The sequence below is a fragment of the Treponema ruminis genome, assembly GCF_014201975.1.
In the GTDB taxonomy this organism is placed as follows: Bacteria; Spirochaetota; Spirochaetia; order Treponematales; family Treponemataceae; genus Treponema_D; species Treponema_D ruminis.
Window position 1 is genome coordinate 451690 of record NZ_JACHFQ010000001.1, and the last position, 15713, is coordinate 467402.

At 42.7% G+C, this 15713-nt stretch carries 14 protein-coding genes; 10 read left to right on the forward strand and 4 right to left on the reverse strand.

Translation table 11 applies throughout. The annotated features are described in order from the left end of the window. Positions 1–21 precede the first annotated feature (21 nt). Entirely contained in the window at positions 22–333 is a 312-nt protein-coding gene (locus tag HNP76_RS01815; protein WP_184656870.1) for a YbaB/EbfC family nucleoid-associated protein, read from the forward strand. Between the two features lie 8 nt (positions 334–341). Next, positions 342–932, forward strand: coding sequence for a recombination mediator RecR (gene recR / locus HNP76_RS01820; protein ID WP_184656872.1), 591 nt, complete (start codon positions 342–344; stop codon positions 930–932). Positions 933–1040: 108 nt separating this feature from the next. Here recR and HNP76_RS01825 read toward each other — a convergent pair whose 3' ends face one another. Next, positions 1041–1463: a hypothetical protein gene (locus HNP76_RS01825; protein WP_184656873.1), complete on the reverse strand. Its 423-nt coding sequence runs from the start codon at positions 1461–1463 to the stop codon at positions 1041–1043. 147 nt (positions 1464–1610) lie between these two features. Between HNP76_RS01825 and HNP76_RS01830 the strand changes: the two genes are divergently transcribed. Continuing rightward, on the forward strand, positions 1611–3332 hold the full coding sequence (locus HNP76_RS01830) for a GGDEF domain-containing protein (RefSeq protein WP_184656874.1): 1722 nt from the start codon (positions 1611–1613) through the stop codon (positions 3330–3332). An 11-nt stretch (positions 3333–3343) separates the two neighbouring features. Further along, the gene (gene purD / locus HNP76_RS01835; protein ID WP_184656876.1) at positions 3344–4681 is read left to right on the forward strand and encodes a phosphoribosylamine--glycine ligase; all 1338 of its coding nucleotides are present in this window, start codon (positions 3344–3346) and stop codon (positions 4679–4681) included. Between the two features lie 69 nt (positions 4682–4750). Here purD and HNP76_RS01840 read toward each other — a convergent pair whose 3' ends face one another. From HNP76_RS01840 to HNP76_RS01850, 3 genes are all read right to left on the reverse strand, one after another. Beyond that, positions 4751–6841, reverse strand: a complete 2091-nt coding sequence (locus tag HNP76_RS01840; RefSeq protein WP_184656878.1) for a glutamine synthetase III family protein — start codon at positions 6839–6841, stop codon at positions 4751–4753. Positions 6842–6852: 11 nt separating this feature from the next. Continuing rightward, positions 6853–8154 carry a bifunctional phosphoribosyl-AMP cyclohydrolase/phosphoribosyl-ATP diphosphatase HisIE gene (hisIE, locus tag HNP76_RS01845; protein ID WP_184656879.1) on the reverse strand — a complete coding sequence of 434 codons (1302 nt, stop codon included), beginning with the start codon at positions 8152–8154 and terminating at the stop codon, positions 6853–6855. Positions 8155–8222: 68 nt separating this feature from the next. After that, complete coding sequence (locus tag HNP76_RS01850; protein ID WP_184656881.1) at positions 8223–8558, reverse strand: helix-turn-helix domain-containing protein; 336 nt, start codon at positions 8556–8558, stop codon at positions 8223–8225. A 154-nt stretch (positions 8559–8712) separates the two neighbouring features. On the opposite strand from HNP76_RS01850, the gene HNP76_RS01855 reads away from it, so the two are divergent. The 6 genes from HNP76_RS01855 to HNP76_RS01880 all read left to right on the forward strand — a co-directional run bounded on the left by HNP76_RS01855 (position 8713) and on the right by HNP76_RS01880 (position 15699). Then, positions 8713–8889: a hypothetical protein gene (locus HNP76_RS01855; protein ID WP_184656883.1), complete on the forward strand. Its 177-nt coding sequence runs from the start codon at positions 8713–8715 to the stop codon at positions 8887–8889. Between the two features lie 50 nt (positions 8890–8939). Then, the gene (locus HNP76_RS01860) at positions 8940–9389 is read left to right on the forward strand and encodes a JAB domain-containing protein (RefSeq protein WP_184656885.1); all 450 of its coding nucleotides are present in this window, start codon (positions 8940–8942) and stop codon (positions 9387–9389) included. Then, entirely contained in the window at positions 9376–10497 is a 1122-nt protein-coding gene (locus HNP76_RS01865) for a HesA/MoeB/ThiF family protein (protein ID WP_184656887.1), read from the forward strand. The genes HNP76_RS01860 and HNP76_RS01865 overlap by 14 nt, the downstream gene beginning before the upstream one ends. After that, positions 10497–11585: a HesA/MoeB/ThiF family protein gene (locus HNP76_RS01870; protein WP_184656889.1), complete on the forward strand. Its 1089-nt coding sequence runs from the start codon at positions 10497–10499 to the stop codon at positions 11583–11585. Before HNP76_RS01865 ends, HNP76_RS01870 begins: the two co-directional genes overlap by 1 nt. Beyond that, positions 11545–13896 (forward strand): ATP-binding cassette domain-containing protein, encoded by a 2352-nt coding sequence (locus tag HNP76_RS01875; protein WP_221301043.1) that lies wholly within the window; start codon positions 11545–11547, stop codon positions 13894–13896. The genes HNP76_RS01870 and HNP76_RS01875 overlap by 41 nt, the downstream gene beginning before the upstream one ends. 234 nt (positions 13897–14130) lie before the next feature. Next, on the forward strand, positions 14131–15699 hold the full coding sequence (locus HNP76_RS01880) for a UxaA family hydrolase (RefSeq protein WP_184656891.1): 1569 nt from the start codon (positions 14131–14133) through the stop codon (positions 15697–15699). Positions 15700–15713 lie beyond the last annotated feature (14 nt).

Genomic DNA, 15713 nt, shown 5'->3' on the forward strand with positions numbered 1-15713 from the left:
CCCAAAATTTTAGGAGCAAATATGAATCCATTTGATATGGTAAAGAACCTCAAAAATCTTGAGGGAACTATGAACACAATGAAGGAAGAACTGGCTCAAATCAGCGAGACAGGCTCTTCGGGCGGAAATATCGTTCAGGTCACGCTTAACGGCAAATTTGAAGTTACGGCAGTTAAGCTCGATCCTATTGCCGTTGACCCGCGAGACGTGCAGATGCTTCAGGATTTGATTGTAGCGGCTCACCATGCGGCAATGGAAAAGGTTCAGGAAAGAATCAAAGAAAAGTCTGGCGCCTTGCTCGGCGGCCTCAACATTCCAGGCCTGGGACTTTAGGTTTTAAGATGACTGCCATTGACGAACTCACCGACTCTTTTTCCCGCCTTCCGGGAATCGGCAAAAAATCAGCGGGAAGACTCGTAAATTACATCCTCAAAGCAGATTCAGCCTGGATTGAAAGATTTGCAAATCAGCTTGCAACTTTGCAGGAAAAGATTCACGCATGTTCAATTTGCGGCGCGTGGACAGAAAGTGATCCCTGCCCGATATGCTCAAATCCAATGCGTGACCAAAGCGTGATTTGCGTTGTCGAGCAGCCCCAGGACGTTGCCACAATCGAAAGCTCACACGAATTTTCCGGGCTTTTCCATGTTCTGGGCGGAGTAATTGCCCCGCTCGAAGGAATCGGCCCTGACCAGCTGAGAATTGCCCAGCTTTTGGAGCGAGTCCGTTCCGGCTCGGTAAAGGAAGTGATTATCGCGACAAACCCGACGGTTGAAGGCGACACGACAGCCCTCTACATCCAGCGGCTTTTATCAGAAATTGAAGGCCTTACGGTCACTCGTCTTGCAAGCGGCCTGCCGGTAGGCGGCGACCTCGAATACGCAGACAGGCTCACCCTGGCAAGAAGTTTCCGCGGAAGAATGAAATTCTAAAACACAAAATACCTCCATGTATTTTGTGTTTTTACGAGAAAATTCTGTTCACCTAAAGGCAAACAGAATTTTCTCTCCTGCCTTTTTCCCTGCATCCATGCAGGGCATTTAACCTCGTCCTCTATAGCACACACTACATCCTGTAATCATTACGTGTTTTTTGCCCTCCGAGCGGTTAAAAAGGCGGGCAATCAGCTCTCCTTCGAGGGGAACTTCCTTTCCGCAGACAGGGCAGGTTCTTTTTACACCTGGTTCCGGGCGGGGATAACAGTGGGGGCAGCCGTGAACGGTCATTCTCTGGTCGGGAGTGTTCATGGGGCGGTAAATGCGCGAAAACATGTCTTCATTTTTGGCGAGCGGGGTAGAGCAGAGGGGGCAGCGGACAAATTCAACTACGCCGTTTTCGCTTTTCTGGGTGCGAAGTCCATTATCTTTCGGGGAAGTCCTTGCCTGCATCTTCTTGAATTTCATAAAAAGCATCAAAGCTAAAATCAGAATTATCGAACCAACAAACAAAAAGAAATAATCCATGCCTTTATTATCGGAAGATTTTCAATATTGTGCAAAACAATCAAAAATTTGCTTGATTTTTCATGAATTTGCAAAAAATTCATTTTGAAAAATTTAAAAAGTCATGTTAAAATAAACTGAGGTTTATTTAAAAATATGGAGAGAAAATTGGATCCTTTGGCAAAAAGGCGGCTTAGCGACATCACTTTTGTCATCGATAAAGATTTAAATGTCAAAAGCGGCAACAGATCTTTCCTGCGCCTTATCCACAAAACAAATTTCAACGTTAATCTTTCATACATTTTTGAAGATTCCGACATCAAAAATTTCAAATTTTTTCTTGCTAACTTTGACGATTCTTTTCCCACGCGAAGTTTCCTTGCGTCCATAAAGCCTTTTGAAAACTATATTTCCTGCATTTTTACGATTACAAGGGCGGGAGAATATTTCAACGTAATCATCGAGGAACTTTCTTACTCACGACAGCTTTTGGACAGAGCCCTCATGGAAAGCCGCGAACTTACGGCCCTCATGCAGAATTTCGATTCCTACTATTTCCTTTTTGACGGCAAAAAATATACGCTCAAAAACACCAAGGATTTGAACACGATTTTTGACGGCCCCCAGGAAGATTTCAAGATTTACATAACAAACACTTTCAAAATCAACATCAGCAATGAAGACACCCAGGCCCAGCTCAACGCCATGTTTGAAAACATCGAAAATTTCAACGCGGGCAAATATTATACCCTTCTTCAAATCGACAAAAAAATCCTCACAATTCATACACTTAAGACAAGCACCAGGCACAGCTCGCTGATTGTAGCTTCAATCAACCTTCACAAAGAAAACGAGCCCGTCATGAACACTTATTCCGAAAGCCGCGACGGTCTCACAGGTCTTTACAACAAAAAGGCCATCACCGAGCTTGCAATCAAAAAAATCAACGAAGAAAAATCTCCATGCTCGCTGATTATCCTTGACGCCGACAAATTCAAAGAATGCAACGACTCTTATGGTCATATTTTTGGAGACAGGGTTCTGGTTTCAATCGCCAACTGCATCAATGACGCAATAAAGGGCAGGGGCATAGCAGGCCGAATCGGTGGCGACGAATTTTTGATTCTTCTCGACGTAAACAACGAAGATGACATTCATCAAATCGCACGGAACATCCGCACCGGCATCCAGTGGAGCATCACAAACGTAGATCCTGAAAGCGTAGTCACATGCTCAATGGGAATCGCAAAATTCCCGGTCAACGCCCAGAACTACGAGGATCTTTTTGAACTTGCCGACAAATCCCTTTACATTGCAAAGTACCGGGGCCGCAACACATACATTCTTTACAGCCCTGAGCTGCACGACAAAATCCTCATCGAAAACAAGCAGATTGACGACCGGGTAACCTCAGGCAAATTCTTCTTCGACTGCGTAAATTCGGAGCTGGAAATCCTCAATAAGATTCAAAAACTTGACAGCAGCAAAAAAGAACAGGTCTACGAAATCTTAAACCTGATGATTTCCTATCTCCAGATTTCAAAAATCACGATTTACGACAAAGATTTCAAGCTTCTCTATCTGGCCGGTATCGACGAGGTAAATTCCCGCGAAGATTATGTCAGGTACACGCAGAATTACTTCAAATTCTTCAACGAATATAATTTCCTGCATCTGGACAACACAAACGTCCTCAACTCAATCGACGGAGAACGCTACGACCTTTACCGCTCGACCAACATTTCTTCCACGATTGAAGTTCTGACCAAAAACAAAAACTGCGAGAATCTCCTAATTTGCTACGACCTCTACAAGCCGGCCCGCACCTTCAAAAAAGACAAAATCACATTTGCACTTCTGGTAGCTAGAAAACTTTCTGAAATTCTGTAAAATATAAGAATATGAAAGTTTTAGTAATCGGAAACGGCGGCCGTGAGCACACAATCGCATGGCGTCTTGCCCAGTCAAATCTTATTGAAGATGTTATCTGCGTTCCAGGAAACGGTGGAACAGCAGTTGAATCAAAATGCCGCAATATTGATCCCAAAGACAGTCCGGCTCTGGCAAACCTTTCACGCAACGAAGTCGCAGTTTCAGTCGCAAAGTCTGAAAAAGTTGATTTCGCCGTAATCGGACCGGAAGATCCTCTTGCCGAAGGAATTGCCGATGCCCTCTGGGATGCAGGAATTCCGACCGTTGGACCAAAATCAAAGGGTGCGGCCCTCGAAGCATCAAAAGATTTGTCAAAAGTTTTCATGCAGAAATACGGTGTCGCATGCGCTGATTCACAAACTTTCACCGATAAAGATTCCGCACTCGCCTACATCCGCAAGAAGGGCGCTCCAATCGTAGTAAAGGCAGACGGTCTGGCAGCAGGAAAAGGCGTTGTCGTTGCAAAAACACTTGAAGAAGCAGAAAATGCCGTCGAAGACCTTATGGCAGGTCTCGGAGAGGCGGCAAGCAAGCTCGTAATCGAAGAATATTTGCAGGGCGTTGAGATTTCAGTCCTTGCAGCAGTTAGCGTTACAGAAGAAAGCGCCGCAAACGGTAAAGCCTGCATCAAATCATTCCTGCCAGCCCGCGACCACAAGCGTCTTCTTGACGGAGCAAAAGGTCCGAACACAGGCGGAATGGGAGCCGTATGTCCGCTCGAAGACGTAACTCCAGAAACAATGGCAGCCTTCGAAAAAAATATCCTTCAGCCGACCCTCAAAGGCCTCATCGCTGAAAAGATGGACTACCGCGGATTTATTTTCTTCGGTCTCATGATTACAAAAGACGGGCCGAAAGCCCTCGAATATAATGTCCGCTTGGGCGACCCTGAGACACAGGCAGTCCTTCCGATGATGGATTTTGATTTTGCTGAATTGTGTCAGGCAATCATGAATGGCACTCTTGATTCATTCGAAATGAAGTGGAAGAGCGGCTTCCAGGTTGCACCTGTTGCAGTTTCCGGCGGTTACCCGCTCAAATATGCAAAAGGCAAGGAAATCACATTCGCAAAACCGCTGATTGAAAAAGCCGGAGCAAAAGTCTTCATCGCCGGAGCCGTAAAGGACAGACGGGAAAATTCTCCGACCCTGCTCACTTCAGGCGGCCGCGTACTCGCATGTTCTGCCCACGGAGACACTTTCGAAGAGGCATGGAAAAAGTCTTACGAAGCCATGAGCGGCGTAAAATTTGAAGGAATGTTCTTCCGAAAAGACATCGGTCTTCCGGGAGCAGCTGAATCAAACTAAAATAAAAAAAGAGGGAACGCAACCTTAAAAAGGTTTCTTTCCCTCTTTCTATCTTCTAATCTTCCAAACCTAAACTCGGAAGAGCAAATCTGCGTATGACGGGAATGGCTTGTATTTTTCGCCAAGAATCGGCTCGATTGAGTCTGCGACAAGCCTTGTTGCTTCCATCTGAGGAATTACCTTATCAACATAGAATCTTGCCTGCTTTGGCACGTCGTCGATTGCGTTTGCTTCCTTATGGAGCTTGGCAAGTTTCTGTGCCTCTGAGTCGAGCCTGTCTGCAAGGGCAGAAATTTCCTTGAGCACATTTGCCTGTGCGCTGCATTTTGCGTTCGGAACTACTGCCATTACGCGGCTTGCGCTTTCTGCAACGTCGTTCATGTAGGCGTAGCTTGCCGGCAAAATGTCCTTGTAAATCATGTCGAGCATTGTGTTCACTTCGATATTAAGCACTTTTGAGTATTTTTCGAGCTTAACTTCGTGGTGGCTCTTCATTTCGCTTTCGCTGTAAACGCCGTATTTTGCGAACATCTCAACATTCTGAGGGTCGAGGTATCGCTCCATTGCGTCCGGAAGAGTCCTGAGGTTCAAAAGTCCGCGTTTTTCTGCCTCTTTAACCCATTCGTCATCGTAGCCGTTGCCGTTGAAGATGATTTTCTTATGCTCGATGATTTTTTCTTTGATCAAATCCTGCAAGTCTGCGTTCAAATCAGAAGATTTTTCGAGCCTTGTTGCAAATTCATCAAGAGTTTCTGCTACGATTGTGTTTAAAACGACGTTCGGGCCGGAAATCGAGAGTGAAGAACCCAGCGAACGGAATTCGAATTTGTTTCCTGTGAATGCAAACGGTGAAGTGCGGTTTCGGTCTGTCGTGTCCTTTGGAATTGCAGGAAGGACAGAAACGCCAATCTGCATCTTTTCTTTTGTCTTCTGACTGTAAGGTGAGCCGTTTTCGATTGAATCGAGGACAGCCTGAAGCTCGTCGCCGATGAACATTGAAATAATTGCCGGTGGAGCCTCGTTTGCGCCGAGTCGGTGGTCGTTTCCGGCAGAAGCAACGCTGTCACGCAGCAAATCCTGATGCTTGTCTACAGCCTGAATTACAGCCGTGAGAATCAAGAGGAACTGAGCGTTTTCGCGCGGAGTTTCACCTGGTTCAAGAAGGTTGAATCCGTCGTCCGTGCTCATTGACCAGTTGTTGTGCTTGCCGCTTCCGTTTACGCCGGCAAAAGGCTTTTCTGCAAGAAGACAGTAGAGGCCGTGCTTCAAGGCAACCTGTTTCATCAGCTGCATTGTGAGCTGGTTCTGGTCTGCGCTGAGGTTTGTGGTCGTGAAAATCGGAGCCATTTCGTGCTGAGCCGGAGCAACTTCGTTGTGCTTTGTCTTGCTCAAGATTCCGAGCTTCCAAAGCTCATTGTCCAGGTCTGCCATGAAATCAGCGATGCGCGGTTTGATTGAGCCGTAGTAGTGGTCGTCCATTTCCTGACCTTTCGGCGGCATTGAACCAAAGAGGGTGCGGCCTGTGAAAATCAAGTCCTTGCGCTGTTCCCAGAGTTTCTTATCGATTAAGAAATATTCCTGCTCAGGACCAACCGTAGTTGTAACGCGTTTTGCGCTTGTGTTTCCGAAGAGGCGCAAAATTCGCAAAGCCTGTGTGTTCAGGGCTTCCATTGAGCGAAGGAGGGGAGTTTTTTTGTCGAGTGATTCACCTGTATATGAACAAAAAGCTGTAGGAATGTAGAGGGAGCCGTCCTTGATGAAAGCGTAAGATGTCGGATCCCATGCAGTGTAGCCGCGAGCCTCAAAAGTTGCGCGGATTCCGCCAGAAGGGAAAGAAGAGCCGTCAACTTCGCCCTTTACAAGTTCCTTTCCGGAAAATTCCATGATGACGCCTGCACCGTTCGGAGAAATGAAGGAATCATGCTTTTCGGCAGTAACGCCTGTGAGCGGCTGGAACCAGTGTGTGAAGTGAGTCGCACCCTTTTCGATCGCCCAGTCCTTCATTGCATTTGCAACCACATTTGCAACGTCAAGCTCCAGTGGCGAGCCCTGCTGGATTGTCTTTTTAAGCGACTTGTATGTGTCTTTAGGCAGACGAGCCCTCATCACATCATCGTTAAAAACCATGCTTCCAAAAATTTCTGGTACAGCTGTGCTCATTTTATATGCTCCTATTTTTCTTTGTGTCGTCTGTCCAATTCGTTGTAGACGTCCTGCCAGTTTACGCCCTCTTTGTACATGAGGACGCTTACGAAATAAAGCAGGTCGGCAGCTTCCCAGATTACTTCTTCTTTTGAATCTGCATCGTCGCACAACTCTTCGGCTTCTTCCATGACTTTTTCACGGACTCGTTTTGCATCAAGTGTGGCTGTGTAGCTGCCCGGACGAGGATTTGCGAAACGCTCTGCGATTGTTCCGTAAAGGCGCTCGAGGTCTGATTTAGCATCCGGTTCTGCACCAAAGCAGCTGAAGCTTCCTGTGTGGCATACGCCGCCATGAGGAATTACCGTGGCAAGAACTGTATCACGGTCGCAGTCTACGCGCATTTTGAGGAGTTCGAGGAAGTGGCCGCTTGTCTCGCCCTTTGTCCAGAGGACGTTTCGAGTGCGGCTGAAGAATGTAAGTTTGCCTGTATCAAATGATTTTTCGAATGCTTCTTTGTTTGAATAGCCCATCATCAGAACTTCGCCGCTTGGCGACTGGGCGATTACAGGAATCATTCCGTCGACTTTTTCAAAGTTAAGGCAACCGATGAAAGCGTCCTTGAGGTTGACTTTGCCTGTGTACAAAGCCATTCCCAGCTGAACGTCACAGCCGAGTTTTTCAAGTTCAACAATCTGCTCCAGTGTGTTTACGCCGCCAGCAACAACGACGCGGCATTTTACAGCCTCGCGGAGGGCACGGCATGAATCCATGTCTGTTCCCTGCATGCAGCCTTCCTTTTCGACGCATGTAAACAAAAGCTCAGAGCAGTATTTTTCTGCCTGTTTTGCGCCTTCAATCAAAGGAATATCGACTGTTTCAGTCCAGCCCTTGACGGCAATCTTTCCGCCGATTGAGTCAACGGAAATAATCACGCGCTGCTTTCCGATTGTCTTGCAGAGTTCTTCAAGGAATGCTTCGTTCAAAACGGATTCGCCGGCTTTTGGAGAAGGATTCCATGCGGCTGAACCAACGATTACCTTTTCTGCTCCAAGTGAAATAAGCTCGCGTGCCTTTTTGACATCGCGGATGCCGCCGCCGACACGGACATTTCCCTTTCTGAGCAGGGATTTAAGCAGGGCTGTGTTTTTTGTGTTGCCCTTTTCGTCTGTGTTGCGGAGAGCCTGGTCAAGGTCGATTATTGCAACTTCGCCGTATTTATTGAAATCAGAAATCAAAGAATCAGAATCATCTCTCTGGAGAACCAAATCCTTTCCGTTTTTAAGCTGGACAACGTGTCCGTCTTTCATGTCGATTGAAGCGATTACCATGTAAGGAATTATAGCGAAAATCAGCCAGAGATACAATTAAACGCCTTGTATTAAGCAAAGGATTCGTATCAGACAGATTTTTCATCACTTTGTTTTTTTTTAATTCGCTGAACTAATAAACAAACAGTTTCTAAATCATACTCATCTAGATGTAATATATTTGAAAAAAGTTGATTCAATTGAGGAGTTAGTTCTGTCTTTTCATTGGTTTTTCCTGTCACAAGATATTCCACCGTAACATTGAGAACTTCTGCTATGCGAACGGCAACATCAGCACTTGGAACACTATTATTCGTAAGTCCAAGAGAAATTCCACTTACTGCAAATCCGACTTGGTTTGCAAGTTCTTTTCTGCTGATATTCTGATATTCCAATTCATTCTCAACATTTTTCCAAAAAGACATAATTTACTTTATTAAAATCTTAATTCCTATGCGGGTAAAAATTTAATTTATTGACAATGTTTTCGTATTGATTTAAAATATTAAACAGTGCTTGAGTTTATTTTTAGAAAATTAACACAACACAAATAAAGTGCAAATTTTAAGGAGAACAGATATGGAACTTCAATTCGAAGAAATTTCTGAAGAAAAAATGTTTGCGGATTACACCGCAGGTTGCTCGGGGGATGTTTCGGACTGCTGCACAAGAGTCTGTACAAGAGATGATTACGTTGCCACAGAAGCCGAGTGGGGAAAATTCCTTGAAGTTTCTGGCGGTATAATTCAATACTAAAATTACTTTTTCAATTGTGGCTGTCTTCTTGTCAGACAGCCTTTATTTTTATGAAGATAGATATTGTTCAACTCGAAATTGTAAAAAAATATTCTGCAGATTTTGACATAGAAAACGCTCATGTTTATGGTGTTGCATCCGCCGGCAGAATCTTTCAAAAAGAAATCGGTTCCTGCAACATAGAATATGCAGGATTGCTGTGTCTTGACTTCACAAATAAAATTATAAATTACTCAAATGTGGCCATCGGAAATATTGAAAATGTAAATATTCCTGTCGCTCAAATTATAAAAACGGCACTTGTATCAAATGCTTCAAAAATAATAGTCGCACACAATCACCCAAGCGGAGTTTTAGAAATTACCGCAAATGACATAAGTACAACAAAATCCATTGGAAATCTTGCAAGAATGCTAGGAATTCAATTGATTGATTCTCTGATTGTAACAAATTCTGATGATATTTTATCGATTCGGGAGCACATTAATGACTTTGATTGATTCAATAGACTCAAAAATATACAAGATAAAGGATTCTGTTGATTTATTCCTTACTGATGAAAAATACCTGACGGCTTTTTTTATGAATTCCCGGCGAAGGAAAAATTTCCTAATAAACAATGAAATGATTTGTCTGCTTGAAAAAATTGATGGGAAGAGAAAAGTTGCACAATTGAAGGAACTCATGGAAAAATCATATGGTATAACAGGAGAATCGGTTGAAAAAGTAATAGGCTTGCTGCTAAAAAATAAAATCATTTCTGAAGTCATTAATTCGGATATTCTGGAAATCGCCGATTTGGACAGATTTTCACGACAGATAAACTATTTTGCTGAATTTTTTGATGATTATGAAAAAGCTCTTCGCGCACAAAAAAAACTCTTCGACGCAAAAGTTCTTGTTTTTGGCTGTGGAGCTATCGGTGGTAATATTGCCATTGAACTTGCCATGGCAGGTGTAAGAAACATAACTATCTTTGATTTTGATACTGTAGATGAATCAGACCTTTCCCGGCATTTATATTTTTCAAAGGAAAAACTGGGGAAAAACAAAACCCAAGCACTAAAGGAGTTTCTAGAGTCCATTGATAAACAAATTTCTGTAGAAATTATAAATTCAAGCTTAAAACCTGCTGATGATATTGAAAATCTTATCCAGGGAAAAGATTTTATCGTAAATACTCTGGATGAGCCTTACATTGGATACACATCATCAAAAATATCCAGGGTATGTATGAAATATAGAATTCCGCATTTTATCGCAGGAGGTTTTGATGCTCATCTTTCCAGCACGGGTGAACTGATAATTCCTTATGTGACTCCCTGTGTAGAATGTTACGCTGGATATTTCAAAGAAAGCCTTAAAAACTGGAAACCTGCTAAACATCCGGTGGCAAAACGTATGTACGAAATTGGGGGAACTTCCATGCAATCACTGTTCTCAGCTTCATACGCTGCAATCGAAATCGTAAAATACATAACCGGAATAGTAGATTTGAAGAAAAATTTTAAGATCCGTGGCGAATTTCTTTTTAAGGATATGGAATTAACCTATTTAAGTATAAAAAGAAATCCTGACTGTCCGATTTGTGGAAGAAGGAGCGTGTAATGAAACCAAAACTTAGTGCAACTGTTTCGGTTGTAAAATTAACTTCTTCAATTTTGGAATTTTACAAAACAAATACCCGCTCATCCATAAAAATAAAAGTGGGAAATGATACAATTTTTGACTTGGTGAATCATCTTGATGGCATAAAAAGCATTGAAGAACTTTCAAAGGAGTATAATATTGAAAAATCTTCACTGGAATCTTTTTTAAACTTTCTCAGTGAGAGAGGCTTGCTTTCCTTTATTGAACCAAAAAATGATTTTTCAGATTATGAATCGTATCGACGTGTAATAAACTTACTGGGAGACTATGCCGCCAGTCACAAAAATCTCGTTGAATTCTGGGATAACCTGCGAAATTCTACAGTTCTCGTAATCGGCCTTGGAGCTGTAGGTTCCTGGGTTTCCTGTAATCTTGTTCAGTCCGGTGTAAAAAATCTTATCTTGATGGATGCTGACAAAGTTGAGGCCTCAAATATTCACAGGCAGTTTGGTTATTCAGAAATGGATATAGGAAAAAGTAAAGTGGATGTTATGGAGAAATTTCTGTTGCAATATGAAAGTGATATTCGCATAACCAAGATAAAAGAATTTCTGACAAATGAAAAATTACCTTCACTTAATGGCTACAAGATAGACTTGATTATAAATTGTGCTGATAAGCCGAATGTGGATTCAACATCACTCTGGATAGGTGAATATTGCATGGAACACAATATTCCACATATTGTTGGCGGCGGTTATAACCAGCATTTATCGTTAATCGGTCAAACTGTAATTCCAAATAAAACAGCTTGCGTTAAGTGTTTTCAAAAGACTTTGGACGAAGAAAACACTATTGACAGGACAAGAGTAAAAAAATTGATGGTTGAAAATCGAAAAGTCGGAAGTTTTGGCCCCATGTGTTCAATTATTGCAAGTATGGTTGGAATGGAAGCAATAAAAATTCTTTCAAAGTGTGCCATGCCTTCCAATATAAACAGGCGGGGAGAATTTGACATTTTTTCCATGAATATAAAATATAAAAATTTCGAAAGGAGAAAGGACTGTGAATGGTGTGGAAAACAAGGAAAGTATTATAATTACTGATGCTTCTGAAAATAATTTAAAACATATTTCTCTTTCAATCCCCTTGCAGACATTTAATTGCGTTACAGGTGTATCGGGATGCGGAAAGTCTTCTCTCGTTTATGATACGATTTATGCGGAAAGCCAGAGAGCATTTTTAGAAAGCATGTCCGGCAATATGTTCGGACAAAAACTAATGGGAAAACCAAAAGTTGAGTCTATTGAAAATCTTCGTCCAGCATTTAATGTCTCACAAAATTATTATAATTTTAACCCCAGATCTACAGTTGGAACAGTTTCAGATATTTCTCATTATCTGCGTTCTTTGTTTGCATTGATTCTTTCTTTTGAATTCAAGGAAAAACTTACGGAGAATTTTTTTTCTTCAAATAATCCTGATAATTTCTGTCCTGTTTGTAAAGGTCTCGGGGAAGAGTTTGCCGTATCTGAAAAACTTCTGATTCCTGATAAGACACGGAAATTAAAAGATGGCGGTATTTTATACTACAAAGGAACAAAAGCATCATTAGAGCATAAGTTGCTCATGGCGATATGTGAAAAATACAATATTGATGTTGAAAAGCAAATTGACGAGTTATCGACTGACGAACTTCACAATCTTTTATATCGGGAAGAAGAAACAGTCTTTCATTTGAGTTTTAAGAATATAAAAGGCCGTTACAGGCAAAAAGACATTCGTTCAAAAGGTGCCGTAACAGAATTAAAAGAAAAACTGAGTGACATTGAAACACCTTCAACATTTGCCGGAATCAAAAAATACCTGATAAAACAAAAATGTTCAGCCTGTCAGGGAAGTAGATTTAACGATGACAATGAAAAATTTAAAATTTGCGGGAAGAGCATTGCAGAAGTAGAGTCGATTTCTTTTTTTGACTTAAATAATTGGCTCTCAAAAGTATTTGATGAATATAAGGCTGGCAGTTTGTCAGAAGCTGTAAATCCTCTTTTAAAACAGATTGAGCAAAGGGTAGCTTTGCTGTTGACACTGAATGTTGGATATTTAACGGCTGCAAGGAACATTCCTTCTTTATCAGGAGGAGAGACACAACGGGTACGAATAGCAAATCAGCTTAATTGTCCTCTGAAAGATATAATCTACATACTTGATGAACCCTGTAAAGGACTTCACTGGAAAAATGTTGATAATATTATCAATGCCACAAGGAATCTTGTCAAAAAAGGGAATACGGTTATTGCCATTGAGCATAACAAGCAATATATTTCCCAGGCAGAAAATATAATTGAATTGGGCCCAGTTGGAGGACCTGAAGGCGGTTACATTATTTCAGAAGGTAAAAAGCCTTCTACAAATAAATATATTCTTTCGTTCAAAGAAGAAAAAGCTTTTTCAAACTTCTTTGAACTGAAAAACATCACTTTCAGAAACATAAAAAATCAAAATGTCAGTTTTCCGATTCAAGGAATTACCTGCATAACCGGCGTTTCGGGTTCTGGAAAATCCACTTTAATATCTGTAGTGCAGGAATGCTTTGATTCAAAAGAAAATGTTCATTGTGATTATTTTGATGGATCTAAAAAAATAAAAAAGAGTTATTTTGTAAACCAAAAGCCAATTGGAAAAACCCCTCGCTCAACAGTTGTTTCTTATCTTGAAATTTATGATGAAATAAGAGAAATTTTTGCACAGACAGAATCTGCAAAACGCAGGGGCTTGGGCAGTGGAAATTTCAGCATAAATGTCAACTCAGGAAGATGTGAATGTTGTTTAGGAACAGGAATGCAAAAGATAGAATTAAAGTATTTGCCAGACAGTTATATTGTTTGCCCTGTTTGTGGAGGAAAAAGATTTTCTAGTCAGATTTTACAGGTTCAATATAAAGGAAAAAATATTTCAGAAATCCTGGATTCTCCAATTGATGGAATAGCGGACTTGTTTGTTGAACATAAGGAAATATATGAAAAAATTCTTTGTATGAAAAATATAGGGCTTGGCTACATTAAACTTGGCCAGTTTTCAATGAATCTTTCTGGTGGCGAGTCACAGCGAATAAAACTTGCAAGGGCTTTAGGTTCTAAATCTAATGCAGGAAATCTGTATATTCTCGATGAGCCAACATCCGGTCTAAATGAAACTGATATTGATAAATTCAAAAAAATTATTCTTGAACTGCAAAAAAATGGTGAAACCATAATCATGGTTGAACATAATCCTGAATTTATTGCAGCAGTTGCTGACTATATAGTTGATTTTGGAGAAAAAGCCGGAGACGAGGGGGGAAAAATCGTTTCTCAGGGAAACACAAAAAGCGTGTTTAACTCTCCACAATCATCATGGGCTGGTTTGCGCTAGCGATGGTAGCACCGCGAAGCGTTGCCGCGCTGGTTGAGCGGAGTCGAAACCTGCGTGGCAATGGAGCGGCAGCGGAAGTGCGGACGTAGCGACCCGAAGGGTAGCGCCCTTAGTTTCCTGCTCACCCTTCTTTGTATAAATTCCCGTCTTTTTTTTACATATACATTTTGATTCCCTTCAATAATAATGGTATCAGGGTTAAACCCAAGCATGAACGATTCAGCGAGGTACAAAATGAGCAAAATCGCAATTAGAATAAATTCAGCGGATGTCGTTGCCGTTGCACTCGAACCGCTTACAAAAGGCACTCAGGTTACTCTTGAGGCAATGGACAATGTTCCGGAAGTCACTGTAACTTTGCAGGAAGACATCACCGCAGGACATAAATTTGCAATCCGCCAGATTAAAAAAGGCGAGCCGGTAATCAAATACGGTTATCCGATTGGTGAAGCGACCGAGGATATTGCGGAAGGCAAGCACGTACACACACACAACATCCACACCCTTCTTTCGGGCGAACTCGAATACACTTACGACGAGGCCAGGGCTAAGGCTGCTTACGATGCATGGTACAAGGAAACTGAAAAACTTCGCGCAAATGTTCCAAGCGTAAACGTCTACAAGCGCGCTGACGGCCGGGTTGGAAGCCGAAACGAAATCTGGATCGTGCCTCTCGTCGGCTGCGTAAACAAGATTTCTGAAAACCTCGCAATGTGGGCAAACGCAAAATTCTGCGCCGGAGAGCCAAAACCGAGCGAAAAGGGCGGTGTCGAAGGATTTTTCACATGGACTCATCCTTACGGCTGCTCTCAGATGGGCGGTGACAAGGAAACAACTGCAAAAATCCTTGCTGATTTGGTTCATCATCCGAATGCGGGCGGCGTTCTGGTCGTTTCACTCGGCTGCGAAGAAAACAACGTTCCATATTTCAAGGAATTTTTGGGCGAATACGACGAAAACCGCGTAAAATTCATGGTCACTCAGCAGTTTGAGGACGAAATGGAAGAAGGCAAGAAGCTTTTGACCGAACTTGCTGAATACGCAGGAAAATTCCAGCGCGAAGAAGCTCCACTCACAGACATCGTTCTTGGAATGAAGTGCGGCGGCTCAGACGGAATGAGCGGAATCACTGCAAACGCATTGATTGGCCGAATCTGTGACGCAATGACTGGAATGGGTGGCCGCGTAATGCTCACTGAAGTTCCGGAGATGTTCGGTGCCGAGCAGATGCTCATGAACCGCTGCGTTGACAAAGAGCGCTTCGACAAAACCGTAAAACTGATTAACGGATTTAAAGGCTACTACTCACGCCACAACCAGGTCTGCTACGAAAATCCTTCACCGGGAAACAAGGCAGGCGGAATCACAACTCTGGAAGACAAGTCTTTGGGCTGTGTTCAGAAGGGCGGAAAAGCTCCTGTCACAGGCGTCTTGAAGTACGGCGAGCGTCTCCCTCAGAACGTTACAGGACTCACTTTGCTTGAAGGACCGGGCAACGACATCGTTTCAACAACAGACATGACTGCTGCCGGCGCAAACATCATCCTCTTCTCAACAGGACGGGGAACTCCGCTCGGAGCCCCAGTTCCGACAGTCAAAATCGCAACAAATCACCCGCTCGCACAGAACAAACGCGGCTGGATTGACTTTGACGCAGCCCGCCTCCTTGACGAGCCAAGCGATTCTGTCCGCGACGCACTCTTGCAGCAGATTATCGACATCGTTTCTGGCCGAACCGTCACCAAGAACGAAAAGAACGGCTACCGCGAAATCGCGATTTTCAAAGACGGAGTAACGCTGTAACGTTTTTAACAACC

What these genes read in the sequence shown, in the direction of transcription:
- HNP76_RS01815 (WP_184656870.1), top strand. Translation starts at nt 22, where the DNA reads ATGAATCCATTTGATATGGTAAAGAACCTCAAAAATCTTGAGGGAACT.
- HNP76_RS01825 (WP_184656873.1), bottom strand. Translation starts at nt 1,463, where the DNA reads ATGGATTATTTCTTTTTGTTTGTTGGTTCGATAATTCTGATTTTAGCT.
- hisIE (WP_184656879.1), bottom strand. Translation starts at nt 8,154, where the DNA reads ATGGTAATCGCTTCAATCGACATGAAAGACGGACACGTTGTCCAGCTT.
- HNP76_RS01880 (WP_184656891.1), top strand. Translation starts at nt 14,131, where the DNA reads ATGAGCAAAATCGCAATTAGAATAAATTCAGCGGATGTCGTTGCCGTT.
- recR (WP_184656872.1), top strand. Translation starts at nt 342, where the DNA reads ATGACTGCCATTGACGAACTCACCGACTCTTTTTCCCGCCTTCCGGGA.
- purD (WP_184656876.1), top strand. Translation starts at nt 3,344, where the DNA reads ATGAAAGTTTTAGTAATCGGAAACGGCGGCCGTGAGCACACAATCGCA.
- HNP76_RS01865 (WP_184656887.1), top strand. Translation starts at nt 9,376, where the DNA reads ATGACTTTGATTGATTCAATAGACTCAAAAATATACAAGATAAAGGAT.
- HNP76_RS01860 (WP_184656885.1), top strand. Translation starts at nt 8,940, where the DNA reads ATGAAGATAGATATTGTTCAACTCGAAATTGTAAAAAAATATTCTGCA.
- HNP76_RS01870 (WP_184656889.1), top strand. Translation starts at nt 10,497, where the DNA reads ATGAAACCAAAACTTAGTGCAACTGTTTCGGTTGTAAAATTAACTTCT.
- HNP76_RS01840 (WP_184656878.1), bottom strand. Translation starts at nt 6,841, where the DNA reads ATGAGCACAGCTGTACCAGAAATTTTTGGAAGCATGGTTTTTAACGAT.
- HNP76_RS01855 (WP_184656883.1), top strand. Translation starts at nt 8,713, where the DNA reads ATGGAACTTCAATTCGAAGAAATTTCTGAAGAAAAAATGTTTGCGGAT.
- HNP76_RS01850 (WP_184656881.1), bottom strand. Translation starts at nt 8,558, where the DNA reads ATGTCTTTTTGGAAAAATGTTGAGAATGAATTGGAATATCAGAATATC.